Annotated in this window: 25 protein-coding genes and 1 other annotated feature; of the genes, 8 read left to right on the top strand and 17 right to left on the bottom strand. The window is 56.0% G+C overall.

Annotated elements, in window-relative coordinates; genetic code table 11:
• Window positions 1–8: 8 nt before the first annotated feature.
• From ilvN to fic, 4 genes are all read right to left on the bottom strand, one after another.
• The gene (gene ilvN, locus ACQUTD_RS10070; protein ID WP_072570949.1) at window positions 9–299 is read right to left on the bottom strand and encodes an acetolactate synthase small subunit; all 291 of its coding nucleotides are present in this window, start codon (window positions 297–299) and stop codon (window positions 9–11) included.
• 3 nt (window positions 300–302) lie between these two features.
• Window positions 303–1991 carry an acetolactate synthase large subunit gene (ilvB, locus tag ACQUTD_RS10065; protein WP_473275406.1) on the bottom strand — a complete coding sequence of 563 codons (1689 nt, stop codon included), beginning with the start codon at window positions 1989–1991 and terminating at the stop codon, window positions 303–305.
• Window positions 1992–2091: 100 nt separating this feature from the next.
• On the bottom strand, window positions 2092–2190 hold the full coding sequence (gene ivbL, locus ACQUTD_RS10060) for an ilvB operon leader peptide IvbL (protein ID WP_072570946.1): 99 nt from the start codon (window positions 2188–2190) through the stop codon (window positions 2092–2094).
• A 129-nt stretch (window positions 2191–2319) separates the two neighbouring features.
• The gene (gene fic, locus ACQUTD_RS10055) at window positions 2320–3399 is read right to left on the bottom strand and encodes a protein adenylyltransferase Fic (protein WP_318362511.1); all 1080 of its coding nucleotides are present in this window, start codon (window positions 3397–3399) and stop codon (window positions 2320–2322) included.
• A gap of 218 nt (window positions 3400–3617) precedes the next feature.
• Between fic and ACQUTD_RS10050 the strand changes: the two genes are divergently transcribed.
• The 5 genes from ACQUTD_RS10050 to emrD all read left to right on the top strand — a co-directional run bounded on the left by ACQUTD_RS10050 (window position 3618) and on the right by emrD (window position 7511).
• The gene (locus ACQUTD_RS10050; protein WP_318362510.1) at window positions 3618–3815 is read left to right on the top strand and encodes a hypothetical protein; all 198 of its coding nucleotides are present in this window, start codon (window positions 3618–3620) and stop codon (window positions 3813–3815) included.
• A 1-nt stretch (window position 3816) separates the two neighbouring features.
• Entirely contained in the window at window positions 3817–4593 is a 777-nt protein-coding gene (locus ACQUTD_RS10045; RefSeq protein ID WP_473275411.1) for a hypothetical protein, read from the top strand.
• A 500-nt stretch (window positions 4594–5093) separates the two neighbouring features.
• The gene (gene tisB / locus ACQUTD_RS10040; protein WP_072570935.1) at window positions 5094–5183 is read left to right on the top strand and encodes a type I toxin-antitoxin system toxin TisB; all 90 of its coding nucleotides are present in this window, start codon (window positions 5094–5096) and stop codon (window positions 5181–5183) included.
• 132 nt (window positions 5184–5315) lie between these two features.
• Window positions 5316–6149: an EamA family transporter gene (locus ACQUTD_RS10035; protein ID WP_473275413.1), complete on the top strand. Its 834-nt coding sequence runs from the start codon at window positions 5316–5318 to the stop codon at window positions 6147–6149.
• A 177-nt stretch (window positions 6150–6326) separates the two neighbouring features.
• Window positions 6327–7511: a multidrug efflux MFS transporter EmrD gene (emrD, locus tag ACQUTD_RS10030; protein ID WP_473275416.1), complete on the top strand. Its 1185-nt coding sequence runs from the start codon at window positions 6327–6329 to the stop codon at window positions 7509–7511.
• Here the strand turns inward: emrD and ACQUTD_RS10025 are convergent.
• The 5 genes from ACQUTD_RS10025 to ACQUTD_RS10005 all read right to left on the bottom strand — a co-directional run bounded on the left by ACQUTD_RS10025 (window position 7414) and on the right by ACQUTD_RS10005 (window position 12557).
• Window positions 7414–8457, bottom strand: a complete 1044-nt coding sequence (locus tag ACQUTD_RS10025; RefSeq protein ID WP_473275418.1) for a cellulase family glycosylhydrolase — start codon at window positions 8455–8457, stop codon at window positions 7414–7416. The genes emrD and ACQUTD_RS10025 overlap by 98 nt on opposite strands.
• Before the next feature lie 54 nt (window positions 8458–8511).
• Window positions 8512–8868, bottom strand: coding sequence for a DUF202 domain-containing protein (locus ACQUTD_RS10020; protein ID WP_072570930.1), 357 nt, complete (start codon window positions 8866–8868; stop codon window positions 8512–8514).
• Complete coding sequence (locus ACQUTD_RS10015; RefSeq protein ID WP_072570928.1) at window positions 8858–9205, bottom strand: YidH family protein; 348 nt, start codon at window positions 9203–9205, stop codon at window positions 8858–8860. Before ACQUTD_RS10015 ends, ACQUTD_RS10020 begins: the two co-directional genes overlap by 11 nt.
• Window positions 9206–9366: 161 nt before the next feature.
• Window positions 9367–10860: a sulfatase-like hydrolase/transferase gene (locus tag ACQUTD_RS10010; protein ID WP_473275422.1), complete on the bottom strand. Its 1494-nt coding sequence runs from the start codon at window positions 10858–10860 to the stop codon at window positions 9367–9369.
• Window positions 10857–12557: a solute:sodium symporter family transporter gene (locus ACQUTD_RS10005; protein WP_473275425.1), complete on the bottom strand. Its 1701-nt coding sequence runs from the start codon at window positions 12555–12557 to the stop codon at window positions 10857–10859. The genes ACQUTD_RS10010 and ACQUTD_RS10005 overlap by 4 nt, the downstream gene beginning before the upstream one ends.
• A gap of 139 nt (window positions 12558–12696) precedes the next feature.
• Here ACQUTD_RS10005 and ACQUTD_RS10000 point away from each other — a divergent pair, with 139 nt between their 5' ends.
• Window positions 12697–13596 (top strand): helix-turn-helix transcriptional regulator, encoded by a 900-nt coding sequence (locus tag ACQUTD_RS10000; protein WP_072571289.1) that lies wholly within the window; start codon window positions 12697–12699, stop codon window positions 13594–13596.
• Here ACQUTD_RS10000 and ACQUTD_RS09995 read toward each other — a convergent pair.
• Together ACQUTD_RS09995 and ACQUTD_RS09990 are read right to left on the bottom strand one after the other, a co-directional pair.
• On the bottom strand, window positions 13588–14910 hold the full coding sequence (locus ACQUTD_RS09995; protein WP_473275428.1) for a family 4 glycosyl hydrolase: 1323 nt from the start codon (window positions 14908–14910) through the stop codon (window positions 13588–13590). The genes ACQUTD_RS10000 and ACQUTD_RS09995 overlap by 9 nt on opposite strands.
• A complete protein-coding gene (locus tag ACQUTD_RS09990) occupies window positions 14907–16514 on the bottom strand; it encodes an alpha-glucoside-specific PTS transporter subunit IIBC (RefSeq protein WP_473275431.1) in 1608 nt (535 codons plus the stop codon). Before ACQUTD_RS09990 ends, ACQUTD_RS09995 begins: the two co-directional genes overlap by 4 nt.
• A gap of 262 nt (window positions 16515–16776) precedes the next feature.
• On the opposite strand from ACQUTD_RS09990, the gene ACQUTD_RS09985 reads away from it, so the two are divergent.
• Complete coding sequence (locus tag ACQUTD_RS09985; protein WP_072570919.1) at window positions 16777–17481, top strand: GntR family transcriptional regulator; 705 nt, start codon at window positions 16777–16779, stop codon at window positions 17479–17481.
• A 3-nt stretch (window positions 17482–17484) separates the two neighbouring features.
• On the opposite strand, the gene ACQUTD_RS09980 is transcribed toward ACQUTD_RS09985, so the two are convergent.
• From ACQUTD_RS09980 to ibpA, 3 genes are all read right to left on the bottom strand, one after another.
• A complete protein-coding gene (locus ACQUTD_RS09980; protein ID WP_072570917.1) occupies window positions 17485–19146 on the bottom strand; it encodes a putative transporter in 1662 nt (553 codons plus the stop codon).
• 156 nt (window positions 19147–19302) lie between these two features.
• On the bottom strand, window positions 19303–19731 hold the full coding sequence (gene ibpB, locus ACQUTD_RS09975; protein WP_473275435.1) for a small heat shock chaperone IbpB: 429 nt from the start codon (window positions 19729–19731) through the stop codon (window positions 19303–19305).
• Window positions 19732–19839: 108 nt separating this feature from the next.
• A complete protein-coding gene (gene ibpA, locus ACQUTD_RS09970; RefSeq protein ID WP_072570914.1) occupies window positions 19840–20253 on the bottom strand; it encodes a small heat shock chaperone IbpA in 414 nt (137 codons plus the stop codon).
• Window positions 20247–20317: a sequence feature (ROSE (Repression Of Heat Shock gene Expression) occurs in the 5'-region of heat shock genes and acts as an RNA thermometer to modulate expression.), on the bottom strand. It overlaps the preceding gene by 7 nt.
• A 233-nt stretch (window positions 20318–20550) precedes the next feature.
• On the opposite strand from ibpA, the gene ACQUTD_RS09965 reads away from it, so the two are divergent.
• Window positions 20551–20874: a YceK/YidQ family lipoprotein gene (locus ACQUTD_RS09965; protein WP_072570912.1), complete on the top strand. Its 324-nt coding sequence runs from the start codon at window positions 20551–20553 to the stop codon at window positions 20872–20874.
• Between the two features lies 1 nt (window position 20875).
• Here ACQUTD_RS09965 and ACQUTD_RS09960 read toward each other — a convergent pair whose 3' ends face one another.
• The 3 genes from ACQUTD_RS09960 to gyrB all read right to left on the bottom strand — a co-directional run bounded on the left by ACQUTD_RS09960 (window position 20876) and on the right by gyrB (window position 25543).
• Complete coding sequence (locus ACQUTD_RS09960; RefSeq protein WP_473275440.1) at window positions 20876–22102, bottom strand: DUF3748 domain-containing protein; 1227 nt, start codon at window positions 22100–22102, stop codon at window positions 20876–20878.
• A gap of 23 nt (window positions 22103–22125) precedes the next feature.
• A complete protein-coding gene (gene yidA, locus ACQUTD_RS09955) occupies window positions 22126–22938 on the bottom strand; it encodes a sugar-phosphatase (protein WP_072570908.1) in 813 nt (270 codons plus the stop codon).
• A gap of 190 nt (window positions 22939–23128) precedes the next feature.
• On the bottom strand, window positions 23129–25543 hold the full coding sequence (gene gyrB / locus ACQUTD_RS09950; RefSeq protein ID WP_473275444.1) for a DNA topoisomerase (ATP-hydrolyzing) subunit B: 2415 nt from the start codon (window positions 25541–25543) through the stop codon (window positions 23129–23131).
• Window positions 25544–25568 lie beyond the last annotated feature (25 nt).

Raw genomic sequence — 25568 nt, 5'->3', positions numbered from 1 at the left:
ATCGCGGTTTACTCGAAAAACAGCCCCAGTTTGTTGAACACGCCGGGATCCGTCTGGTGGCGGATCACCTGCACCACATCTTCCAGCTTGTCGATCTGGCTTATCATCTGCTCCAGACGCTGATCGTTGGCGACCAGTAGCCAGATGCGGCTTTGCTCGCCGCCCTGTAGCGGCAGACAGAGAATGCCTTCGACGTTAAAGGCGCGCCGGGCGAACAGGCCGCAGACGTGGGTCATTACGCCGGGATGGTTACGGACGGTGAGTTCAAGGATCACATTGTCATGTTCGGAATGTTGCATGGCTTATTCTCCCACCATCTCAGTATTGGCCGCGCCCGGCGGCACCATCGGATACACTTTTTGTTCGGCGTCGATACGCACGTGGATCAGCGCCGGGCCAGGGCGGGAAATCGCCGCCTGCAGGGCAGCCTGCGGATCCGCTTCGCCATTTAAATCACAGCTGTAGAGCCCGAATCCGGCAGCGATCTGCATAAAGTTCACCATCCCCGGATAGGTAGCGGCAAACACGCCCTGCTGATAGAACAGGCTTTGCTGCTGATGCACCAGTCCCAGCGCTTCGTTATTCATCAGAATGATTTTCACATCGAGATTATTTTCCGCAGCGGTAGCCAGCTCCTGAATGTTCATCATCAGGCTGCCGTCGCCGGAGAAGCACAACACTTTGCGGTCCGGGTTCGCCAGCGCCGCGCCAATGGCGGCGGGCAGACCAAAGCCCATGGTGCCGAGGCCGCCGGAGGTCAACCACTGGCGCGGGCGGTTCAACGGATAGGCCTGCGCGGTCCACATCTGATGCTGGCCCACGTCGGTGGTGATAATAGCGCTGTCGTCCACACAGGCTGCTGCCGCACGGATAATACCGTAATGGGAAAGCGGATCGTCCATCCCCGGCATGTTTGCCGGAAACTCCTGTTGCAGCTGCGCCACCAGATCGCGCCAGGCCGCGCGCGGCTGCGCCTCGATTTGCGGGATCAGCTCCGCCAGAACCTCGCCGACATCTCCCTGAATGGCGATATGCGGCTGACGGATTTTGCCCAGCTCCGCACGATCGATATCGACGTGAATGATTTTCGCGTTCGGACAGAACTGCTCCGCTTTGCCAATCGCCCGGTCATCAAAACGCGCTCCCAGCACGATCAGCAGATCCGCTTCCTGCAAAATAAAGTTGGTGCTGCGCGCGCCGTGCATCCCCAGCATCCCCAGCGATAACGGGTGCGCTTTCGGCAACATGCCGAGGGCCATCAGCGTCATGGTGGTAGGCAGATTGGCTTTTTCCGCCAGCGTGCGCACCGCCTCCGGCGCGTTGATCACCCCGCCGCCGAGATAGAGCACCGGGCGCTGCGCCTGGTTAATCATGGTCGCGGCATCGCGCACGCTTTGCGATTCATAGATCGGTGCCGCCGCCACGCCGCCAGGCTCGGGGAGCTCGCTCAGTTCGATTTCAGTGGTCTGAATATCCTTGGGAATATCTATCCACACCGGGCCGGGACGGCCTGACTGCGCGATGCGGAAAGCGTCGCTTATCACCTGCGGCAGTTCGCGGATGTCACGCACCAGATAGTTGTGCTTGGTGATGGGGATAGAGATGCCGTAGGTGTCCACTTCCTGGAAGGCATCGGTGCCAATCATTGAGGAGGGAACCTGACCGGTAATGCACACCAGTGGAACCGAATCGAGACGCGCGTCAGCAATGGCGGTGACCAGGTTGGTCGCGCCCGGCCCGCTACAGGCCATGCACACCGCCGGTTTGCCCTGGGTACGCGCCATGCCCTGGGCGATAAAACCGGCGCCCTGCTCATGACGGGCGAGCACATGGCGGATCTGCGTGCTCTGGCTTAATGCGTCATACAGCGGCAGCACGGTGCCGCCGGGAATGCCGGTCACGATGGTGATGCCCTGGCGCTCCAGTAAATGAACGATTAATTGCGCGCCGGTAAAGCGCTTTGTCTGTGATGTTGTGTCCGAAATTGCCATGCTCCAGTCCTGTTCTTCTGGGCCGACTTTCCGGGGAGGTCACAATAAAAAACCCCGCCCGGTTTGCGCCGGCGGGGTTTGGAATCGTGTGTTCCGGACCCTACGGCGCGATGCCGACGACCACCACCACACGCACGACGACCACCGCGGCGAATGGCGCGGTATTTAGTAGGGTCGAGGTCAGCATGGATGGGTGCATTAGGGTTCTCAGTTCATTTTTTAACAGGATTCATACAAGCACAGGATGCCGCCGGTGACAATGGTTTTGTGCGGCGGGGGGTGAAAATGCGTGAACGATCACGATTTTCTGCAACCTGAATGAGTGATATTAGTTATTCATTTCCTGTAATAAACGGGTGTTGATATACAGCTTTTCCCGGCCAGCAACGGTATCTTCAAGCACACCCAGCCCTACCAACTGTTTAAGGTAAACGGATGCCGTTTGCCGTCTGGCTATCCCGGCTTCGACCAGGTTTTCGATGCGACAATAAGGCTGTGCAAACAATATTTGCACCAGTTCCCAGCTATAAATTTTGGGTAACTTTTCCCGAATAAGCAGCGCCGTATTTTCAACCAGCGCCCGGATGATAGAAATTTTATTACGGGTCCAGACCGCCGTATTTTCAACTGCGTTAAGCATAAACAGGATCCATTTTTCCCACTCCCCATTTTCTGTCACGCCTCGTAGCTGTGCGTAGTATTCATTCCTATGTGCCAGGATATACCGGGAGAGGTACAGCACGGGGAGACTCAGCAAACCGGCCTCAATTAAAAAAAGGATATTGAGGATACGGCCTGTGCGTCCATTGCCATCAGGGAAAGGGTGAATACACTCAAACTGATAGTGAGAAATAGCCATTTTCACTAATGGATCCAGATCATCCGTGCTGTGAATAAAGGTTTCCCAGTTAGTTAGTAAATCGCGAATAACCGTTTCACCTTCCGGCGGTGTGTAGATCACCTTCATGTCCTGATCGCGCAATACGGTGCCGGGCGTTTTACGCACATCAGTCTGCACGGCGCGCAGCGTTGTGCATATTTTAATGGCTGAACTTGCACAAAGAGGGTATTTATCCAGCTCGTTAATCCCCTGATAGAGCGCGGTGCGATAACGTAACGCCTCTTTCGTCGCGGGATCGGCATGCTCCTCTCTGGAAGCGTACTGAAAAAGTTGATCGCTGGTGGTGACAATGTTCTCGATGCGTGATGAATCCTTTGCTTCGAGCATCGGTAACAGGTTTATCAGTAGCCCCTGGTCAGGCAACAACTCTCCCGCCGCCTTCAGTTCTGCCAGCGCTGCACGCGCGCCAATGCACGCTTTGAGTACCGCACGGGTTTCTACTCTCTCTATATCAGGCGGCAGATAAGGTAATTGGTTGTAAGGCTGTTCTGGCTTCCACATGTTCATTAAATTCCATTTTATCGACATGAACTCATATTATGTCGATACCATCGACATGTCACGCAGTCATGTCGATAAAATCCATTTTTTTAGACATGAACGTACCCTATCTCGCTGCTCATTCACGCACTGAAAGGTTTTCCCACACTTTTGCAACGGTCATCATCAGCCATCACGACTACTATTAAAGGCAGTTAATTCATTACAGTCACAAGAGAAAGCGTATGTTTAATGCTCTACATAAACTCTTTACCAGCCCCGAGAGGCTTCTTAACGTTATCGACCGCAACAAGGTGCAGGAATCGATTGAAGAGGGCGAGCGCATCATCATTGATGAAGACGGCAATGCCAGCGTCAATATTCACTGTCCGGCGGTGGTCGAGGATTTTGCCCGGCACGTTGAAGCACTGAAAAGGGTATAGGATGGGAACGGCTATTTTTATGGTGTTGATGGTGTGCGGTTACTGGTACACCAGCCGCGACCTGTCGACACGCCTGAAATTCCGCCGGACTTTCGGCTGGGATGTCTATTTTCTGGTGGCGCTGTACGGCTGCATTTTTGTCTTACAGGGCATCATAGCGACGGCCATCGTCTGGCTCGGACTGCTGCTGACGTCGGTATTGATGAACGCCCTGCCGGAGCTGTTCGGCAGCGAAGATCACCGCTATCAGATGACCTTTATGAACTGGACCTTTCTTGGCATCCAGGCCCCGGTAGTGATCATGCTGTTCTTCGCCATTCTGTTTTGCCTGTACCGTTCGAACTGGGCGCGCAGCGCTAATCTCGACAGCGCTGGCAGAAAGAATCTCTATAAGCATCTGTCGCGGGCTAATGGCATTGAAGGGTTGCTCTTTCAGTGCATGGAAACCGGGCAGCTGGTGTGGCTGACGCTGAAATCTCAGCGCGTGTACATCGGTATGATCCACACCGCCACGGTGGACGGCGATTCCTTCAATAACATCGTGCTGATCCCGATGCTTACTGGCTACCGCGATGCTAAAAGCGCGGAAATGAAGATCGAAAATAACTACAGCGCGCTCTATGCGCGGCAAAATATTACCCTGACGTCGGAGCCGCATTCGGCCTTTCATTTTCGTAAGGTGATTTTGCTCGATCAGGTGGAAAGTTTGTCGCTTTTTGATCCCAGCCACAGCCTGGCGCTGGGGTACGGTAAGGACACCGACAGGGATGAGGATTAGCGCTTCGCAAAAGAAAACGGCCCTGCATGAGGGCCGTTATTCTTTTAAACCCCTGGCACAAAACAGGTTTGTGCGATGAGGTTTTATCGAGCGTTTGCGGAGTGGTGAGCCGCAGAACACACTGTGCTACGTCAACTCTCACAGTATATGTTGAATCGGCAACAGGCGCAATTTTGCGCAATATGAGTATCGGTCAAAGATCGCATTTCGTCCAAAAAATACTGTTCATGCATACAGTCTTTTTCTATACTGGTTATGTTTTCAGAGTGTGCGATACGGGGCTGCTAATTTGTCGGGCGCGAATGAGTCCTGGCTGAAACGGGTGGTGCCGTCAGTGCCTTAACCCCGGGAGTGCACACTGTGATACGCCAACACACACAACCTCGTTTCGCCATGCCTGCCCCCAGGCCAACGGAGCGACAGCGTGTGAAAACGGCTGGTGACAGGCAGCGGAAAGGTAAGCCAGTCGGACGTACTCCTTACGCCATAAGGAGAAGCGTATGAGCGGAGTGGATATGGTAGTTCTGATCCTGAAACTCATTGTTGCGTTGTTGCAACTGCTTGATGCCATCCTGAAATTACTCCGGTAATTCAGGTTCAAGCCGCACCGAAGAGGGGCGGGCAACCGCCCCTCTTTCACCTTCTGCTTCAACCACAGCCTGCTGGCTTCTCCGGAAATATGTGTTACATTTTTATGACATTTCTTCCGGTCGCTGCCTGTTATGACACTCTCCGTTTTCCTGATTTTGCTGTTTGCCGCGCTGCTACATGCCAGCTGGAACGCCATTGTTAAGGCGGGGAGCGATAAACTCTTTTCGGCGATCAGCGTCAGCGGATCGGCGGCCCTCATCGCCTTAGCGCTGCTGCCGTTTTCGCCGCAACCGGCGTGGGCAAGCGCCCCCTATCTCGCCCTTTCCTGCGTGTTACAGGTGGTGTACACCGTGCTGGTGGCGAAAACCTATCAGGTTTCCGATATGAGCCAGACCTACCCGCTGATGCGCGGCACCGCGCCGCTGCTGGTGGCGCTGATAAGCGTACTGGCGCTGGGTGAGCATCTGTCGACGATGGCGTGGATCGGCATCGCGGTGATCTGCCTTGCCATACTTGGCATGGCGTTTAACGGTCGCGCCAGTTCGCGCAAAGGCATTGCGCTGGCGCTGATCAACGCCTGCTTTATTGCCGGTTACACGCTGGTGGACGGCACCGGCGTGCGCTTATCCGGTACCGCGCTAGGCTATACGCTGTGGACCTTTTTCATGAACGGCGCCTGCCTGCTGGTCTGGGCGATGATCGCCCGCCGCCGGGAGGCGTCGCGCTACCTGCGTACAAACTGGAAAAAAGGGATTTTTGGCGGCCTCGGCACCATGGGCTCTTACGGTCTGGCGCTGTGGGCGATGACCCAGGCTCCGCTGGCGGTGGTCGCCGCGCTGCGGGAAACCTCGATTTTGTTTGGCGCGCTCATCGCCTTTCTGCTGCTTAAAGAGAAAGTTTCCGGGATGCGGATTGCCGCCGCCTGCGGCATCGCGCTGGGGGCCATTTTACTGCGTCTCGCCTGAGTTAAACTGGCAATATTTGTTGCCACAAATTCTTTACATTTCCCCGCTGTCATCCTTCTTTCATTCACGCCATGCATGATTGCTTCCGCCGGGCGCTGTGGTAGATTCCTCTCGAATTCAGCGGCCTGACCAGGCTTTTATTCTCCTTTTTCTCAATCTGGTAAAGTATTACGCGACATGAAACGGGACAGAAACGTTAATTTGTTAATGATGCTGGTGGTGTTAGTGGCGGTCGGCCAGATGGCGCAGACCATCTATATACCGGCGATTGCGGATATGGCGCTGGCGTTTAACGTGCGGGAAGGCGCGGTGCAGAGCGTCATGGCGGCCTATCTGCTGACCTACGGCGTCTCACAACTTTTTTATGGCCCGCTTGCCGACCGGGTAGGCCGCCGTCCGGTGATCCTCGCCGGGATGTCCATTTTTATGCTCGCCACGGTAATGGCGATCGCCGCCCCCAGCCTGACGGTGCTGATTATTGCCAGCGCTCTACAGGGCATGGGTACCGGCGTCGGCGGCGTGATGGCGCGCACCCTGCCGCGCGATCTTTATGCCGGTTCGCAGCTGCGCCAGGCGAACAGTCTGCTGAACATGGGCATTCTGGTCAGCCCGCTGCTGGCGCCGTTGATTGGCGGTCTGCTTAATACGCTGTGGGACTGGCGGGCATGCTTCGGCTTTTTACTGCTGCTGTGCATCGGCGTTACCCTGAGCATGGCGCGCTGGATGCCGGAAACCCGTCCGGTGGACGCGCCGCGCACCCGGCTTATCGCCAGCTACAAAACGCTGTTCGGCAACGGGTCATTTACCTGTTATCTGCTGATGCTGATTGGCGGCCTTGCGGGGATCGCGGTATTTGAAGCCTGTTCCGGCGTGCTGCTCGGCGCGGGTCTGGGCCTCAGCAGTATGGTGGTGAGCATTCTGTTTATTCTGCCGATCCCGGCGGCGTTTTTCGGCGCATGGTTTGCCGGGCGGCAGAACAAACGCTTTTCCACGCTGATGTGGCAGGCGGTGGCAAGCTGTCTGCTCGCCGGGCTGATGATGTGGATCCCCGGCTGGTTTGGCGTGATGAACGTCTGGACGCTGCTGATCCCGGCGGCGCTGTTTTTCTTCGGCGCGGGGATGCTGTTCCCGCTTGCCACCAGCGGCGCGATGGAGCCGTTTCCGTTTCTGGCGGGCACGGCGGGGGCGCTGGTGGGCGGTCTGCAAAATATTGGCTCCGGCGTGCTGGCCTGGCTGTCCGCCATGCTGCCGCAGAACGGGCAGGCTAGCCTCGGGATGCTGATGACGCTGATGGGGCTGCTGATCCTGTTGTGCTGGCTGCCGCTGGCGTCGCGCTTTGCCCATCATGAAACGGCGGTTTAGCGTCACACGCCGGGGCGATCATCGTTTTTAACAGCGGCGCGGGGTCAGGACGCCACGCGCCCTCTTCCCCGTCGTAAAACCGGGCGTCGGCACTGATAGCATAAGGAATGTTGGCCCGCTTCAGCTCGCAGGCCGTAAAGGTGGCGAAGGCGAGCTGTGCGGCCGTCGGCGCGCTTTTACTGGCTTCACCCACCGCCCAGCTTCCCACCCAGCTGACGTGCCCGGTTTTCTGCTGCCAGCGCAGCACTGCATTGATGTGCGCGTGAATGGCGGCTTTCCCGGCAGGCGTCGGGGAAGATTTACCGTTATTTTTTTGCGGCCCTGCGCCCGGCATATGCCACTGCGCCAGCACGTAATTCTGGCTATGCGGCGGCAGCTTCAGCTCCGTCAGCGCTTCCGGCGCTGACCGCAGGCGCGGCGCGACAAAAATCATGCGCCGGGGGTCGATGCCATGCAGGGTTTTGATCAGCCGGTCATAAACGCGGTTCAGCGCCGCCTGATCGCGATTGAGCTTTTCCGCCGGTTCATCGATCAGATCAAAGCCAAGCAGCGGATGGTCAGTACCAAAATAGCGCGCCACCCGGCTCCACCACGCCACTAACGCCGCCTCGTTTTTCAGCGGATCGGCCTTCAGGCCGTCGGCCTGATACGCGATGATCGGGATAACGCCGTACTGCTCGCACGCCTCCACCAGTTTACGCAGGTGCACCAGCCGCGCCTCGGTCATGTTCTGCGCCACGCGAATACGCACGTGATGAATACCCAGCGCCGCAAAATCTCTGACCACCAGCGGGTCGAATTCACGGATGCCGCGTTCAGTACGCGCCCAGTCCACCTCCATACCCGGCCCCAGCTGTGCGGCGTAACGGGCAGCCGTCAGCGGCGGCGCGGCATAAGCGGCGCTGGCAACAAAGAGTAATGCGCTGGCGATCACGGTTTTAGTCACGATAAACCCTGCATGAAATGGTGTGGTAAAGGGGTGAGCACAGGCAGGCTACAACTATTCTGCGATCACTAACAATACCTGGCGGATATGCGCGCTCGCGAACAGCAGGGAAAGCGCCAGCACCGCCAGCGCAATGAAGAATTTATCCCGTAACGCCGCCGGTTGCACAAAGTCGCTGTGGCTGACATCCATCAGGTTACGCCTGCGGGTGTAACGCCAGAGGATCAGCCCGGTGAGCGCCAGCACCGCCAGCGAGATCCAGAAGGTTATCCCTGATTCATACCAGTGATGTCTGATGGCCAGCGCAATCAGCGCCCCGTAGCCCAGCAGCGTGCGAAACCAGGCAAGGGACGTGCGCTCCGGCTGCAGGCCAGGATCCTGCTGGCGACGCGCTTTGCGGCTATCCGGCATAAAACACCAGCACCATCACCACGGCGGCGACAAGCGTCAGAATGAGGCTGATTACCAGCAGCGTACGGGTATAGGGCAGATCTTCTTTCAGCCGCATCGCCTTCTCATTGCGCAGCCAGCGCAGGTATCCATAAATCGCCAGCCCGCCTGCGAACAGGCACAACAGCAGCGCCAGCAGTTCGCGGATCAGCGGCGTGGCAAAATCCGGCGCGAGCTGGTCAAGCCCGACGCCCGCCGCTAAAAACCCGAGCGCGGTGCGGATCCACGCCAGAAAGGTACGCTCATTGGCCAGCGAGAAGCGGTAATCCGGCGCTTCGCCGAGGCGGGAAATTTTCATGGTGGCAGCTTCCCTGATTAAACGGATGAACGCCAATTCTAGCTGAGGTGCAGGCTGTAGGGCACTATTAAAGGTGCCGGATGGCGGCGTAAACGCCTTATCCGGCCTACGGTATAACTTTGTAGGCCGGGTAAGCGTATGCGCCACCCGGCAATAACCCGTCAGAACTTCTGCTTTTTCTCCTCCACTTTTACACCCTGGGTTGGCATACCGGTGTCGTAATCGCGTACCACCGGCGAATGGTTATCGTCCGGACGCGGACGGAATGCGCCCATCCAGCGCGGCGATGCATCCTGTCGCCACGGGCGTTGTCGCCACTGATATGTGCGGAACGGATCGCGGATGGTGTCCATGTATTCGAGCAGCGCATCATGCAGCTGATTGCGGACAGTGGCATAGCGCGGATCGTTAATCAGATTCACCCTTTCACTGGCGTCATTCGCTCTGTCATACAGCTCATCGCTGGTAAATAAATTGATCACCAGTTTGTAGCGATCGGTCACCCAACAGCGCACCGGAATAAAGCCACCAAAGCTGTCATGTTCAATTTCATAGCGGTTGAACTCCACCATCACGCCACGCTCAGATAGGCCGTTGAGGATGTTTTCGCCGGGCAGAATGGCGGGCTTGTTTATTCCCGCCAGCGCCATCATGGTCGGCAGCACATCAATATGGCTGACCGGCGTATCGACATGGTGCGGCGTACCCTGCGGCGGGCGCATAATCAGCGGGATGCGGGTGATGTCATCATACATCGCCGCCCCTTTGCTGATGAGCTGATGCGCGCCCATCATCTCGCCGTGATCGGAGGTATAAATCACCCAGGTATTTTGCCGCTGCTGTGGGGTGAGCGCATCGATCACCCGGCCAATCTGGTCGTCGACAAAATCATTACAGGCAAAATAGAGCGGATGATGATAGCGGCCATCGCTTCCCACTGGCGACGGCATGGCCTGCGCCCAGAGGCGGTGATGTTCAGGTTTGTCTTCCAGCGTGTCATGCGCCTTGTCGCCCAGCTCGTAATAAAAGTCCTGATACTTTTCCAGATACTCAACCGGACAGGTAAAGGGATGGTGCGGCTCGTCATAGGAAACCACCAGCAGGAACGGCTGCTCGTCACGCACAGGCTGGCGTAAAAAATCGACGGCACGATGGCTGATACGGTGCGCCCAGGTAAAGGTTTCATCGATACCGTTCGCCCGCAGATCCTCAATACTGTTCAGCCCGTTGCGCCACAGGCCGATCTGCTGGTCAGTCAGTTCCGCCAGATAATTTGCGCCGTCGTACCAGTAGTCTGCATCCCATTCCGGCGGGCAGATGCCGGTGCCGAAATAGTCGTGTCCGTCGAGATGCCATTTGCCGATGTAGCAGGTGTGGTAGCCCGCCTCTTTAAAGTAGCGTCCCATGGTGGCGATGTTGTTGCCCGGCGCGAGGTTGTTGGTCCACGGCCCGGACTGGCTGGAATAGATGCCGGTAAACAGACCGGCGCGGGCGGGCGTACAGACGGGCGCACAGGTATAGGCTGAGTTAAAGCGGATCCCCTCCTCTGCCAGCCGATCAATATTATTCGTATTCAATGGCTTGCCGCTGTAGCAGCCCACCATATTGGTGGCCTGGGTATCGGTCATAATGAACAAAAAGTTGGGGCGGTTCATGCGTTATCCTTAGCGCCAGAGGCACCTTTAGCCGTTGTCATCGTGCTGTAAATCAACCAGATAACCACGGCGGCGGTAATGGCATAGCTGATGATCATCAGCCACTGGGTGTGATAGCCGCCAAACTGCGCGAGGCCGGAATAGACGCCGATCATCGCGAACAGTATGCCGACGGAGGCGATCCGGGCGTTTTTCCACGGCTGCATATCCACCGCGAAGGCGTCCTGAAACTGAAATGGTGTGGCGCGCGGTTTAATGATGCCGATGACCAGCATCACCACCACGTTGATGCAGAACGTACAGGCGAGGACATACAGGAAGTGGAAATCAAACTTCACCAGATAGTTGATGGTGATATAGCTGACGATCCCCAGCCCCATCGCCACCTTCGCGGCCAGCGCCGGAATACGCGGAAAGAAAAAGCCCATAATGATGATCGTCACCAGCGGGACGTTATAGATGCCGTTGAGCTGCTTCATCCAGCTGTATAAGCCTTCCGGCGCACGGGCGATCCAGGGCGCGACCAGCACGGAAATAATGGCGATAACGAGTCCGAATTCTCGCCCGATATGCACTAACCGCTCAGGCGTGGCGTCCTGATTAATGATCCGGCGATAAATTCCCATACTGAATAAGGTGCTGGCGCTGTTTAAAAAGCCATTAAAGGTGCTGATCACCGCGCCGAATAAGACGGCGCCAAAGAATCCCACCAGCGGTACGGGAAGCACATTGTTCACCAGTGTCGGATAGGCCAGATCCGCTTTAGGTAAATCCTGATAGAGGTGAAAAGCGATGAGGCCCGGCAATACCAGCACCAGCGGATCGAGCATTTTCAGCACCGCCGTTAACAGCGCGCCTTTTTGCCCTTCGGCGAGACTTTTCGACGCCAGCGTGCGCTGCACAATGCCCTGATTGGTACACCAGTAAAAAGTGTTTACCAGGATGAGGCCAGTGAATGCCGCGCCAATCGGCAGCGGATCGGACGCCCCGCCTATCGAGTTTAACTTTTCTGCATGAAGGGTGGTGAGCTGTTCAACGCCACGCAGAAAACTGCCGTGCCCCATCGCCATCAGGCCAAAAACAGGCACCAGCAGACCGCCAATGACCAGACCAATACCGTTTATCGAATCGGCAACCGCCATCGCGCGCAGCCCGCCGATCACCGCATAAACAATACCCGCCAGCCCAAGTAAAATAACCAGCAGCCAGATTGCCGCGCCCTGCGAAATACCCAGCGAGTCGCCGACATGAAACAGACTGTTCAGCGCCAGTGCGCCGGAATAGAGCACGACCGGCAGGAAGCAGACGCCGGTGGCGATCAGAAAACAGAAATCGATAATAATGCGCGTCGTTTTATCGTAGCGCTCTTCCAGAAAATCGGGAATGGTGGCAATGCCGCGCTGCAAATAACGCGGGAGGAATATCAGCGCGAGGAAGATTAGGGTCACGGCGGAAGTCACTTCCCAGCCCATCACCGACATGCCGCTCCGGTATGCCTGCCCGGACAGGCCTACCAGCTGTTCGGTGGAGAGATTGGTCAGCATCAGCGACGCGGCGATCACCGGCGCTTTCAGCGATCGCCCGGCAAGAAAATAACCCTGTTGCGAGCCGGTGTCGGTTTTGCGAACCTTCCACCAGGTTATTACTGCGACCAGTAGCGTAAAACCGACAAAGCTCAGAATTTGTAGCGTATTCATCTCGTAGCCTTATTTTCATTATGTCCCGGCGAGCCGGGTCAGGCAGTCAGATTTCTTAAAATACAAACTTCAGATCCCCGAGCGATTTATTTTCTGGTACGTTCAGGTTGTGGACATCATTCTGCGGCGGGAATTTAAAATGAATGGAAAATTGCAAAACTCGCATGTAAAAAACGAACCCACGTACAATATTCCGTTGGTTCTTGATGAAAGTGTGATCTCCAGCGGTATTTCACTGATCGCCTTATGGCATACCCTCGCCGATGAAAGCTACCGCGTTTACTGGCCGCGCGATAAGAAAAAGCCGTTGATCGCCAATTCATGGGTGGCGGTTTATACGTTGCAGGGCTGCGGAAAAATCATTTTGCGCGACGACGCTGAAATTATTCTTAACGGCAATTGCGTTATATTTTTAAAACCGACGGATATAAAATCTTATCACTGTGCGGGATTGCTGTGGGAGCAATACTGGATGGAGTTTATTCCCACCACCTTAATGGAAATACCATTATTACAGCAAGGCGTTATCTGTAATGGCGAGCTATTTAATCACGAGCTTAATGAAGTCGCTTTATTAACACGCAGTGGCGATGCAATGAAAAATAATCTGGCGGTGGCATTTCTGACCAAGATGATATATCAGTGGATTTGTCTGATCGCCGAAAAGGGCACCAAAGACGCACAGCAAGTGCAATTTGAAAAACTGATCACCGCTCTGCATGCGGCGCCGCAACAGCGCTGGACGGTGAATGAAATGGCGCAGCGCATGCAGTGCAGCGCGCCTTATCTGCGCCGCCTGTTTCTGCGTTATACCGGCAAAACGCCAAAAGAGTACGCACTGCATGCGCGTCTGGATCTGGCGCTGTCGCTGTTAAAACAGCAGGGAAACAGCGTCAGCAGGGTGGCGGATATGCTTAATTTCTTTGATTCTTTTCACTTCAGTAAGGCGTTTAAGCAGCGCTTTGGCTATGCGCCATCGCAGGCGCTTGCGCAGTCGGGCCGGCATCAGAACAATACCGGCCCGGCAGGATCAACTTAATCGCGGCCAGTAGTCTTTATTGGCTTCGATTAAGTCATCAAGGATCGCTCTGGCGACAGAGGCGCTCGGCACAGTTTTTGAGAGCGTGATGGCCTGCCACAGTTTCAGATATGCCCCCTGCTCCCAGGCATCGACCACCAGTTTTTCCACCGCCACCTGCTGGCTCATCAGCCCTTTCTGGAAATGCGGGATAGTGCCGACCGTCAGCGGCTCCGGACCGTTTTTGCCCACCAGACAGGGGATCTCCACCATCGCGTCGGCATCGAAATTGGCGATAGCGCCGTTGTTCGGCACGATCAGCAGCATGCGCTCCTGGGTGTTAAAGGCGATGGCGGCGGCCAGGTCGACGATATAAGAAGCGTGTTCGTCAATTTCCAGCTCCCCGGCTGCGGAATGCCCGGCCTCAATAATGGCGCGACAGGCGCTGAACACGTGCTTCTCCCGGTGATCCATCACCTCGTTTGCCCGTGTGCGCCCGGGGTTAGCGTGCGCGACGACATAATCCGGGAAGAGATAATATTTCAGATAGGTGTTGGGCAGCGTAGCCGGATCCAGCGCCTGCACGTCCTTCGCTTTGGCGAAGGTGTCGTTCCAGCTCGCTTCCGTATGCTCGTCATTTGACGGAGGAATATACCCGTGTTCAGACACGTACTGGCGCAGCGCGGGCATTAAATCGTTACCGTCCAGGTCCTCTATCCCATGCCACCAGCCGAAGTGGTTCAGCCCGTAATAGCGGGTGATCATCTGTTTGCGGTCCTGCAGACCGAGGATTTGGGCCATGCGCCCTTCGATGCCAATAGGCATATCGCAGATGTTAAGGATTTTCGCCGTCGGGCGCAGCCGCCGCGTGGCTTCCGCGACAATCGCCGCCGGATTGGAGTAGTTCAGCATCCAGGCGTCCGGCGACCAGGTCTGCATATAATCCACCAGCTCCAGCACGCCGCCAATGGAGCGCATTCCGTAGGCAATACCGCCCGGCCCGCAGGTTTCCTGACCGACCACGCCGTGGCGCAGCGGGATCTTCTCGTCTTTTTCGCGCATCGGGTATTTGCCCACGCGGATATGCGCCATCACAAAATCGACGTCGCTGAACGCGGTTTGCGGATCGGTGGTGTAGCAAAAATCGATGTCCGGGGCTTGCTCGCGCAGAATGATTTTGCAGGCTTCGGCAATCACCTCCTGCCGCGCGCCGTCGTTGTCATAAAACTTCAGCGCCCGTAACGGCAGGCGATGTTGATTAGCGAGTAACATCAACACGATACCTGGCGTAAAGGTGCTGCCGCCGCCGGCAATAACAACCGAGAATTTTTTCATGATATGACCTCTGTCATGGGGGAAGGTTGGTTTGATAAAGGGACTCTCATCAGGCTTTCCAGCTGATCGCGCAACTGGGGAACGTGCAGACCGATGATCACCTGAATACCGTTGCCGCTGCGCACCACGCCGTGCGCGCCGAGGGCTTTGAAAACGTCGTCGCTGTGCGTTTTCGCCATGTCGACCAGCGTGATGCGCAGACGCGTGGCGCAGTTGTTAAGCGTTGCAATATTGCCCGCGCCGCCGAGGGCCGCGAGGTAAGCCGCGGCCGGATTTTTCTCTGCCGTCGGGGTTTGCGCCTGCAACGCTTTGTAATCCGCTTTGCTGTACAGCTTAATTTCCGCGTCGTCGCGTCCCGGCGTTTTCAGGTTGAAGCGCAAAATCAGCGTGCGAAACACCACAAAGTAGATCGCGGTAAAACTCAACCCGATGCCGAGCTGCGTGAATATCATCGGGGCATGATTGTTAAACATCGGGATCCAGTTCTGGGGCAGCATGGTGTCAAGGAAGCCGCCGCCCAGGTTTCCCACCACGCCGCCCATATACATCAGCGTCGCCATGGTCGCCGCCAGCACCGCATGGATGGCGAAAAGCACCGGCGAGATAAACAGAAAAGTGAATTCCAGGGGTTCGGTGATGCCCACCAGCACCGCCGTTAATACTGCCGGGATCAGCAGACCGGCGATTTTTTTGCGATTATGTACGGCGGCGGTGTAGTAGATCGCCAGCGCAATCCCAGGCGAGGCGAACACCTTTGAATTACCGAATAAGCCGAATCCGCCTTCCGGAAAGAGCGTTTTCAGCGGCGTAGTGGTCTGGCTGAATTCCAGCAAATGGTTGGCCCAGTACACCTGAATACCGCCTTCTACCGCCGCCGGGCCGAACATAAAGGGGCCGTAAATAAAATGGTGTAATCCGGTTGGGATCAGAATGCGTTCCAGGAAGGTATAAACCCAGACGCCCGCTGCACCGGCGCTGCGTAAAAAAGCCTGCAATGATTCAATCCCAAACTGTACTTTCGGCCAGCCCCAGAGTGTTAACCATGCGCAGGGCAGCATCATTAAAAACGCCAGGATAACCACGAAAGAGGTGCCCTGAAAAACACCTAAAAATACTGGCATGGGTTTATCGAAATAGCGGTTATGTATCGCCGTTACAATACCGGCAATGACAATGCCGCCAATAATACTGGTATCCAGCGTTTTAATTCCGGCAATAGTGGTTAAACCGCTTCCGGCAACAGCATCAATACTAAAGTCAACGCCGAAAAAAGTGCCCCAGGCTACACCCATGGCATTAATAAAATAATTCCATGTCATAAAGCTAATCAGTACGGCTAAACACGCCCGCGCCTGCGCTTTATTTGCGAGGCCAACAGGTAATCCCACAGCAAAAACCAACGGCATATTTCTGAATACTGTCCAGCCACCTTCTTCAATAATATTAATCACTTGTGCAAAGAGTGAATCAGGCGATGTTAATGCTTCGCCTACAAAAAGCGGATTCTGCAATAATATTGCTAAACCGACGACGATCCCTGCAAATGGAAATAGCAATACCGGGGTGAACATAGCGCCACCAAAGCGTTGTATTTGACTCAGCATTTTCATAATCCTTATAAATATTGCATATAACTTCCGGAAGGGCTGATAATGGATAACTGCAATAATCATAAAGCAGGGCAGACACGGCGCTTATTTAATAAATAATTATTTTGTGATGCTGCACAGGATTTTATTTCGGTGCACCTGTCTATATTTTAGGAAATAAGCAGACATGTCATAAATAATGCGGTAGTGATAGCAGAACAGGGACGCCTGATGACTGACGAGCAGGGAATGAAAATGACAAAAAAGAGGTCTAAAAGTGATCTATAAATCGCTGGCGGAAACATTACGTGCCCGGCTGAATGAAAAAGAGATGCAGACGGGAAGCGTGCTGCCCGGCGAGAAAACGCTGGCGCAGGAGTATGGCGTGTCGCGCATGACCATGCGCAGAGCGCTGGCTGTACTTGTCGAACAGGGGCTGATTGAACGGCGGCACGGCAGCGGCACCCGTCTGCTGAAAAAGGATGTGCACCACGAAACCCGCAATCTCACCGGCTTTTGCGAAATTATGAAAGCGCAGGGGCGCAGCGTGATGAGCGAGGTGCTTGAATTCGAAGTGATGCCCGCCCCACCCGCGATTGCCAGTCAGCTACGTCTGCAAATCAATGAACGCATCTACTATTCACGCCGGTTACGCTATGTGGATGGCGCGCCGTTGCTGCTGGAAGACAGCTATATGCCGGTGAAGCTGTTTCACGACCTGGCGCTGGTGCATCTGGAGGGATCGAAATTCGACTACATCGAAAAAAACTGCGGGATAGATATTAGCGGGAATTATGAGAGCCTGACGCCGGTGCTGGCGGACGGGGAGATGTCGAGACTACTGAAGGTAGCTCGCGATACGCCGTTATTGCGGATCACGTCGCTGTCCTACAGCGACAGCGGCGTGTTTCTTAATTATTCCATCATGTACCGCAATGCCAGCGATTATCAGGTGGATTACCACCTGCGGCGTGGCCGCTGACGCTTAACCTATCCCCCAGAACAGTACCGCCAGCAGCTGCGGGGTGATGATGCGCAGAAACATCACCAGCGGGTAGACGGTGGCATAGGAGAGCGCCGCCGCGCCGCTGGTGGCGTGCAGACCACTGGCGAAGGCCAGCGCCGGGGGATCGGTCATTGAACCGGCCAGCATGCCGCACAGCGTCAGGTAGTTCATTTTGGTGAAGATACGCGCCAGCAGGCCGACGGCGATCAGCGGCACGGCGGTAATAAGGATGCCGTAGCCCATCCAGTTAAGGCCGTCGCCATTGATCAGCGTGTCGATGAAATCGCCGCCGGATTTTAAGCCGACCACCGCCAGAAAGAGCACAATGCCCAGTTCGCGCAGCGCGAGGTTGGCGCCGGGCGGCATAAACCAGTACAGCTTACCGATGCTGCCGATTCGCCCGAGAATGAGCGCCATAATCAGCGGTCCGCCCGCCAGCCCGAGCTTTAACGCCACCGGAAAGCCCGGCACATACAGCGGCAGAGAGCCTAACAATACGCCAAGCCCGATGCCGATAAACACCGGCAGCATCTGCACCTGCTGGAGTTTTTGCTGCGCGTTTCCCACTTCGGCGGCCACCGCGTCAATAGACGCTTGCCGCCCCACCAGGTTGAGAATATCGCCAAATTGCAGGCTGGCGTGGCTGCTCGCCACCAGCTCCACCCCGGCGCGATTAAGGCGCGAGATCACCACGTCGTAGCGCTGTTTAAGGTGCAGATCGCGGATTTTTTTGCCGAGCACTTTTTCGTTGGTCACCACCACGCGCTCGACGTGCAGATCGGTGCCGCGTGTGGACAGCGAGGTATCCACCTCCTGACCGATGACCACCAGCGCGCTGCGCAGATCCGCTTCCTGACCCACCAGATGCAGCAGATCGCCGTGCCTGATGATCGTGGACGGCGACGGCACCATCAGGGTGTCATCGCGTTTCAGGCGGGAACAGATGATCCTGTCGCTGTTGAGCACCGGCACATCCTGGATCGCCATGCGGTTCAGGTTGGGGTTTTCCACGCGGATATTAATGGTTTTAAGCTGCGGATGGCCGTTCCCGGCGCTGTGCTCGTGCTGCTGCGCTTCCTGGTCGATATTGACGCGGAACAGCCGCCGCATCAGCCACATGGTCAGCAGAATGCCGCAGATGCCGAATGGATAGGCCATCGCATAGCTCATACCCATCTGATCGACGACATCCCCCGGCGTGCCTAAATCACGCAGAATTTGCTGCCCCGCTCCCAGCGCAGGGGTGTTGGTGACCGCGCCGGAGAAAATCCCCAGCACTACGGGTAAAGGGATAGCAAAGAGTTTATGCAGCAGCGTGGTGACCAGCCCGCCCATAATGACGATCAGCACGGCGAACAGATTGAGGCGTAATCCTGATACGCGCAGCGAGGCGAAAAAACCCGGCCCGACCTGAATGCCGATGGTGTAAACGAACAGGATCAGGCCGAACTCCTGCATCACGTGCAGCATGTCGCTGCTGAGGCCAATCCCGGCCTGATCGACGAAGTGCCCGACGATAATGCCGCCAAACAGTACGCCGCCAATACCAAAGCCCACGCCGCGGATTTTGATATTGCCGATCCACAAACCCACGACAGCAACCAGCGCCAGAATACTGACCGTTAACGCTATCTCACTCATAAAGGGATCCTTGTGAATAACACTATTATTTACAGGGATTTTCGCAGAGCGCAGCGCGGCTGTATGGGTGGTGGCGCACAAAAGGGAGTAAGCAGAAACAAGCAGGCCGGGTCAGCATGGCGCTGGCCCGGCCAGAAGATCAGAGGTGATAAAGACTTAGCTGTTCAGCGCAGGGCGTTCGCTGATGGCGATACGCTGCGGCGCGATGGCTTCCGGCACGTTGCGGGTCAGATCGATATGCAACAGGCCGTTGTTGAAGGTCGCGTTAGCCACTTCCATATGTTCGGCCAGGGTGAAGCCCAGGCTGAACGGCTGGATGACCAGACCCTGATGCAGCCATTTCGGCTCGCTGGCGGGTTTTTCCGGCGTGCCTTTAATGGTCAGACGCTGACCTTCAAGCTGGATCTCTAAATCGTCCTGACGGAAACCGGCCAGCGCCAGCGTGATGCGGTAGTGGTTATCGTCGCTTTTTTCGATGTTGTACGGCGGGAATGACTGGCTTTCTGCCGAGCTTTGCAGCGCGCTGGCCAGTTTGTCAAAACCGATCCACTGACGCAGAAGTGGGGATAAATCGTAGTTACGCATGGTTTTCTCCTTCTGAGAAGCGAGTAAATATCTGCCTGTATGAAGACAGGCATCTGCTCCCTGACGGCGAGCAAGGTGATTCGGGCACGCCCGGGCGTGCCCTGGCAATTAGTTGATTTCGATACGGCGCGGTTTGTTCGCTTCCGGAATGACACGTTCCAGATCGATGTACAGCAGACCGTTAACCAGGTTAGCGCCACGTACGTGGATATTTTCGGCTAACTGGAATTTACGCTCGAAATTGCGTTCGGCGATGCCCTGATAGAGATAAGTACGCTCTTTTTGCTCAGCGGCATGAGCGCCTTTCACCACCAGCATATTGTCCTGAGCGGTGATCTCCAGCTCGCTTTCTGCAAAGCCAGCAACGGCAATGGCGATGCGGTAATGATTTTCGTCAACCAGTTCAACGTTATACGGAGGGTAACCGCCGTTGCTTTGGGTCTGATTATTTTCTAACAGGTTGAACAGGCGATCGAAACCAATAGCAGAACGGTAAAGCGGAGAAAGATCGAAGTTACGCATAAATAAGCTCCTGAAATCAGCGAGAATTTTCAGCCTTCCACCATGGACAGGCTTGTTGGCCCCCGAACACCCCGCAGGCGTGTTCTTTCCGGGACATTACCTAAAATGGGTGCAGTCATTTTCTTTTCAAGGGTGTTTGTCTGACTTTTTTTTGCACTTTCGCAGTCATTGCATAGACTGGGTTACAGCATAAATTGTTAAATTGCGATGACCGCCACAGTGTGGCGCTCCATCACTACTCTTTTACGTTCAGGATCGCTATAAGCGTGTACGGCCACTCACTATGATCAAATCGTTATGAAAAACATTCTTCTAATACTGGCTGTCGTAAGCGGGATGATGTCGATCGGCGGTTGCTCCAGCGTGATGTCCCATACCGGCGGCAAAGAGGGTCTTTACCCCGGCACCAGCGCCAGCACAAAAATGCTCGGCGACGATGACACCAGCATCGGCATGAAATCGCTGGTGGCGCTGGATATGCCTTTTACGGCGGTAATGGATACGCTGCTGCTGCCCTGGGATTTATTCCGCAAAGATAATTCGCTGCGCTCACGCGTCGAGAAAAGCGAGCAGGCGAATCTGGCGACCAACTCGGTGATCCCGCCCGCCGTCGCGCCCTGATTTACAATCCGGTGGCCGTTAACCACAGTTGACGGTATCCCTGCGTCTCTTCCATCCAGGCGATATGCCGCCCGTCCGGCGAAAAGACCACCGCATCTGCGGCCGGGACATTTTCGTGATCGGTAGTCAAAAAAGTGATGTCGCCGCGTTGCGCGTCGCACATCGCGATGCGGTTTTCCAGCACAAAGCCCAGCGCCCTGCCTGACGGATGCCAGTTAAACGCCGACTGAATATCCCGGGCGTTATGGGTCAGCTGACGCGGCTCCCCGCCCTGGGGCGCGATCAGCCACAGCTGAACAATACCCTGCTCATCGCGCATCAGAAAGGCAATGTCGGTCGCCTGCGGATTGCTGCGCACCCAGTGGCGCGGGGTGTTCGCCAGCCCCGGAAAAGCGCGATCGTGAGTAAAGGTAAGGCGTTTTTGCTGTACGCCTGCGGGCGGCGCGGGCAGCGTATCGGGCGTTCCGGCTAAAGGCCGATCGCCCGCCTGCTTCCAGCCCGCCTCTGTGCGCGGCAAAGTGACGATAAACAGCTCCGCCACCTTCTCCCCGCGAAGGGACAATGTATCGCCGATAAACGCCAGCGCGTCGTTCCCCACCCAGCCTTCTTCATAAGCCCGGTTGATGTCATCGCTGCCGGGCCGCGGTGTGGCGGTTGTTTTACTGACCAGCACGCACCAGTGGCTGCCGCCGTATTCCCGTGGATGCGTGCGCGGCGGTTCCACCGGACCAAAGGGCGCTGCCACGCCAACGTTGCGCAAATCCAGCGCCGGGGAGAGCGTATGCATGACGTGATCGTTATAGGTAAAGCTGACGTACTCACCGTTCGGGCTGTAAACGTGAACATGGCTGCCGCCGCGCAGCGCACCGGGCGTGAAAGGCACGGTGATATCCATCGCATCCAGATTTTGGGTGTGACCCGCATGCGTCACCACGCCGCGCCGGTGGTGAAAATCGTAGTGCCACTCGGCGTCGGGGTTTTCCGGCCCGTGGATAAAGACATATTTTTCCGCCGCCGGATGCACCGTCACCACGCCGACATGCGCCCCCTCAGGGGCGGTATAAATCACCTCAACCGCACCGGTGTGTATATTGACGCGCTCAATGGTGCGCCCGGTAAAAGAGGCGCCCGAAGGCCGTACGTCGTAGACCAGCCACTGGCTGTCCGGCGTCCAGGTCCGGGTATTGGTCAGCTGATGGTGTTGTGCGGCAAAGGTGATCTGTTTCATGTCGTTTTGCGTCTTCAGGCCGATCAGTTCAGGACGAATTTTTCGATAGCGTAAGCGACACCATCTTCCAGATTGGATTTGGTGACGAAATCCGCGACCTCTTTCACCGAGTCGATGGCGTTATCCATCGCCACGCCAAGACCGGCGTATTCGATCATCGCGATGTCGTTTTCCTGATCGCCGAGGGTCATGATCTCGTCAGGCGTAATGCCCAGCGTATCGGCCAGCGATTTCACACCGGTGCCTTTATTGACGCGTTTATCGAGGATTTCGAGGAAGTACGGCGCACTTTTCAGCACGGTGTATTTCTCTTTCACTTCTGCCGGAATACGCGCAATGGCTTTATCCAGAATGGCCGGCTCGTCGATCATCATCACTTTCAGCAACTGGATCGCCGGGTCCATTTTTTCCGCTTCGCAGAACACCAGCGGGATGGTGGCCACGTAGGATTCGTGCACCGTGTAGTAGCTGATGTCACGGTTGGCGGTGTAGAGCGTATTGCGATCCAGCGCGTGAAAGTGCGAACCCACTTCGCGGGAAAGCTGTTCCAGATAGCGGTAATCGTCGTAGCTCAGGGTGGTCTGCGCCACTGTGCTGCCATCGCTCGCTTTTTGCACCAGCGCGCCGTTGTAGGTGATGCAGTAATCACCTGGCTTATCCATGTGCAGCTCTCTCAGATAGTTGTGTACCCCGGCATAAGGACGCCCGGTGGTCAGCACAACGTTAACGCCCTTCTCACGCGCCGCGGCAATGGCATTTTTAACCGCAGGTGAAATGGTATGGTCCGGCAGCAGCAATGTACCGTCCATGTCGATTGCAATGAGTTTGATAGCCATGAGTTCCCCGCAGTAAATGAGTCTTAACGCATGCTAACGCGATTCTGCCGAAAAAACACGGTAAGAAAGGGGGATGGGATCCGGGGAGAGGATCCTCCTTTTGCGGCCAAAAAAAAGCCCGGTAGCGCTGACGCTTACCGGGCCTGATGCTGTAGCCCCGGTTAGCAACGCGCCACCGGGGACAAACGGCTTAGATATCGATGTTCGCGGCTTTCAGGGCGTTCTCTTCGATAAAGGCGCGGCGCGGTTCAACGGCGTCGCCCATTAAGGTCGTGAACAGCTGATCGGCGGCAATAGCATCTTTCACCGTGACGCGCAGCATACGGCGGCTGTCCGGATCCATGGTGGTTTCCCACAGCTGCTCCGGGTTCATCTCGCCCAGCCCTTTATAACGCTGGATAGACAGACCACGACGGGACTCTTTCACCAGCCAGTCCAGCGCCTGCTCGAAGCTGGCAACCGGCTGGCGACGTTCGCCACGCTCGATAAAGGCGTCTTCTTCGATCAGGCCGCGCAGTTTCTCACCCAGCGCGCACAGACGGCGGTATTCGCCACCGACAATGAACTCATGCTCCAGCGGATAATCGGTATCCACACCGTGAGTACGTACGCGCACGACCGGCTCGAACAGTTTCAGCTCGGCGTTCTCGCGCACCGCGACGTTCCAGGTGCTGCCGTGCATTTCGTTTTCATTGAGCGTGTTGATAAGCTGAGTCACCCAGCCCGTCACTTTCGCTTCGTCGGTGAGATCGTCTTCATTCAGCGTCGGCTGATAGATAAGCTCTTTCAGCAGCGCGCGCGGGTAGCGACGCTCCATGCGGCCAATCATTTTCTGCGCGCCATTGAATTCAGCCACCAGTTTTTCCAGCGGCTCGCCAGCCAGAGCCGGAGCGCTGGCGTTGGTGTGCAGCGTGGCGCCGTCGAGAGCGATAGCGATCTGATACTGATCCATCGCTTCGTCGTCTTTGATGTACTGTTCCTGCTTGCCTTTCTTCACTTTGTACAGCGGCGGCTGCGCAATGTAGACGTGGCCGCGCTCAACGATTTCCGGCATCTGACGGTAGAAGAAGGTCAACAGCAGCGTACGGATGTGCGAGCCATCGACGTCCGCATCGGTCATGATGATGATGCTGTGATAGCGCAGTTTGTCCGGGTTGTACTCGTCACGGCCAATGCCGCAGCCGAGAGCAGTGATAAGCGTTGCCACTTCCTGCGAGGCGAGCATCTTGTCGAAACGCGCTTTCTCAACGTTAAGGATTTTACCCTTCAGCGGCAGGATCGCCTGGTTCTTACGGTTACGTCCCTGCTTGGCAGAGCCGCCCGCAGAGTCCCCTTCCACCAGGTACAGTTCGGAGTGAGCCGGGTCGCGCTCCTGGCAATCCGCCAGTTTGCCCGGCAGACCGGCCAGATCCAGCGCGCCTTTACGACGGGTCATTTCACGGGCGCGACGGGCAGCCTCACGGGCGCGCGCCGCATCAATGATTTTACCGACGACGATTTTCGCGTCATTCGGGTTTTCCAGCAGGTATTCTGACAGCAATTCGTTCATCTGCTGCTCAACCGCCGATTTCACCTCGGAAGAAACCAGTTTGTCTTTGGTCTGGGAGGAGAATTTCGGATCCGGCACTTTCACCGATACCACGGCAATCAGGCCTTCACGCGCATCATCGCCGGTGGCGCTGACTTTCGCTTTTTTGCTGTAGCCTTCTTTATCCATGTAGGCGTTCAGGGTACGGGTCATTGCCGCACGGAAGCCAGCCAGGTGCGTACCGCCATCACGCTGCGGGATGTTGTTAGTAAAGCAGTAGATGTTTTCCTGGAAACCATCGTTCCACTGCAATGCCACTTCAACGCCGATACCGTCTTTTTCGGTGGAGAAATAGAAGACATTAGGGTGGATCGGCGTTTTGTTTTTGTTGAGGTATTCAACAAACGCCTTGATGCCGCCTTCATAATGGAAGTGGTCTTCTTTACCGTCACGCTTGTCGATCAGGCGAATGGAGACGCCGGAGTTCAGGAACGACAGCTCGCGCAGACGCTTGGCCAGGATGTCATATTCAAATTCAACGACGTTGGTGAAGGTTTCATGGCTCGGCCAGAAACGCACCTGCGTACCGGTAGCGTCGGTTTCACCGGTGACGGCCAGCGGTGCCTGCGGCACGCCGTGCACGTAAGTCTGCTGGTGGATTTTGCCTTCACGACGGATCAGCAGCTCCAGTTTTTGCGACAGGGCGTTAACCACTGATACGCCCACACCGTGCAGACCACCGGACACTTTATAGGAGTTATCATCAAATTTACCGCCTGCGTGCAGTACGGTCATGATAACTTCCGCCGCCGACACGCCCTCTTCCGGGTGAATACCGGTCGGGATGCCACGGCCATCGTCCGTTACGGAGACAGAGTTATCGGCGTGGATCGTCACCACAATATCTTTACAGTGACCCGCGAGCGCTTCGTCGATAGCGTTATCCACAACCTCGAATACCATATGGTGCAGGCCGGTGCCATCATCCGTATCGCCGATATACATACCCGGGCGCTTACGCACCGCATCCAGCCCTTTGAGGACTTTGATACTGGAGGAGTCATAAGAATTCGACATCAACGTTTCTCGCTCATTTAGTCTT

Source organism: Enterobacter sp. K510, assembly GCF_055804875.1.
The sequence above is the reverse complement of the archived record's forward strand: the minus strand, read 5'-3'. Positions and strand labels throughout refer to the sequence as shown.

Excerpts from the sequence above, each read along its gene's own strand:
- ilvB (WP_473275406.1), bottom strand. The coding sequence starts at position 1,991 with ATGGCAATTTCGGACACAACATCACAGACAAAGCGCTTTACCGGCGCG.
- fic (WP_318362511.1), bottom strand. The coding sequence starts at position 3,399 with ATGAACATGTGGAAGCCAGAACAGCCTTACAACCAATTACCTTATCTG.
- ACQUTD_RS09960 (WP_473275440.1), bottom strand. The coding sequence starts at position 22,102 with ATGAAACAGATCACCTTTGCCGCACAACACCATCAGCTGACCAATACC.
- ACQUTD_RS09990 (WP_473275431.1), bottom strand. The coding sequence starts at position 16,514 with ATGCTGAGTCAAATACAACGCTTTGGTGGCGCTATGTTCACCCCGGTA.
- ibpA (WP_072570914.1), bottom strand. The coding sequence starts at position 20,253 with ATGCGTAACTTCGATCTTTCTCCGCTTTACCGTTCTGCTATTGGTTTC.
- ibpB (WP_473275435.1), bottom strand. The coding sequence starts at position 19,731 with ATGCGTAACTACGATTTATCCCCACTTCTGCGTCAGTGGATCGGTTTT.
- emrD (WP_473275416.1), top strand. The coding sequence starts at position 6,327 with ATGAAACGGGACAGAAACGTTAATTTGTTAATGATGCTGGTGGTGTTA.
- ACQUTD_RS09980 (WP_072570917.1), bottom strand. The coding sequence starts at position 19,146 with ATGAGTGAGATAGCGTTAACGGTCAGTATTCTGGCGCTGGTTGCTGTC.
- ACQUTD_RS10035 (WP_473275413.1), top strand. The coding sequence starts at position 5,316 with ATGACACTCTCCGTTTTCCTGATTTTGCTGTTTGCCGCGCTGCTACAT.
- yidA (WP_072570908.1), bottom strand. The coding sequence starts at position 22,938 with ATGGCTATCAAACTCATTGCAATCGACATGGACGGTACATTGCTGCTG.
- ACQUTD_RS10015 (WP_072570928.1), bottom strand. The coding sequence starts at position 9,205 with ATGAAAATTTCCCGCCTCGGCGAAGCGCCGGATTACCGCTTCTCGCTG.
- ACQUTD_RS10005 (WP_473275425.1), bottom strand. The coding sequence starts at position 12,557 with ATGAATACGCTACAAATTCTGAGCTTTGTCGGTTTTACGCTACTGGTC.
- ACQUTD_RS10045 (WP_473275411.1), top strand. The coding sequence starts at position 3,817 with ATGGGAACGGCTATTTTTATGGTGTTGATGGTGTGCGGTTACTGGTAC.
- gyrB (WP_473275444.1), bottom strand. The coding sequence starts at position 25,543 with ATGTCGAATTCTTATGACTCCTCCAGTATCAAAGTCCTCAAAGGGCTG.
- tisB (WP_072570935.1), top strand. The coding sequence starts at position 5,094 with ATGAGCGGAGTGGATATGGTAGTTCTGATCCTGAAACTCATTGTTGCG.
- ACQUTD_RS10020 (WP_072570930.1), bottom strand. The coding sequence starts at position 8,868 with ATGCCGGATAGCCGCAAAGCGCGTCGCCAGCAGGATCCTGGCCTGCAG.
- ACQUTD_RS10050 (WP_318362510.1), top strand. The coding sequence starts at position 3,618 with ATGTTTAATGCTCTACATAAACTCTTTACCAGCCCCGAGAGGCTTCTT.
- ACQUTD_RS10000 (WP_072571289.1), top strand. The coding sequence starts at position 12,697 with ATGAATGGAAAATTGCAAAACTCGCATGTAAAAAACGAACCCACGTAC.
- ilvN (WP_072570949.1), bottom strand. The coding sequence starts at position 299 with ATGCAACATTCCGAACATGACAATGTGATCCTTGAACTCACCGTCCGT.
- ivbL (WP_072570946.1), bottom strand. The coding sequence starts at position 2,190 with ATGCACCCATCCATGCTGACCTCGACCCTACTAAATACCGCGCCATTC.
- ACQUTD_RS09965 (WP_072570912.1), top strand. The coding sequence starts at position 20,551 with ATGAAAAACATTCTTCTAATACTGGCTGTCGTAAGCGGGATGATGTCG.
- ACQUTD_RS09995 (WP_473275428.1), bottom strand. The coding sequence starts at position 14,910 with ATGAAAAAATTCTCGGTTGTTATTGCCGGCGGCGGCAGCACCTTTACG.
- ACQUTD_RS10010 (WP_473275422.1), bottom strand. The coding sequence starts at position 10,860 with ATGAACCGCCCCAACTTTTTGTTCATTATGACCGATACCCAGGCCACC.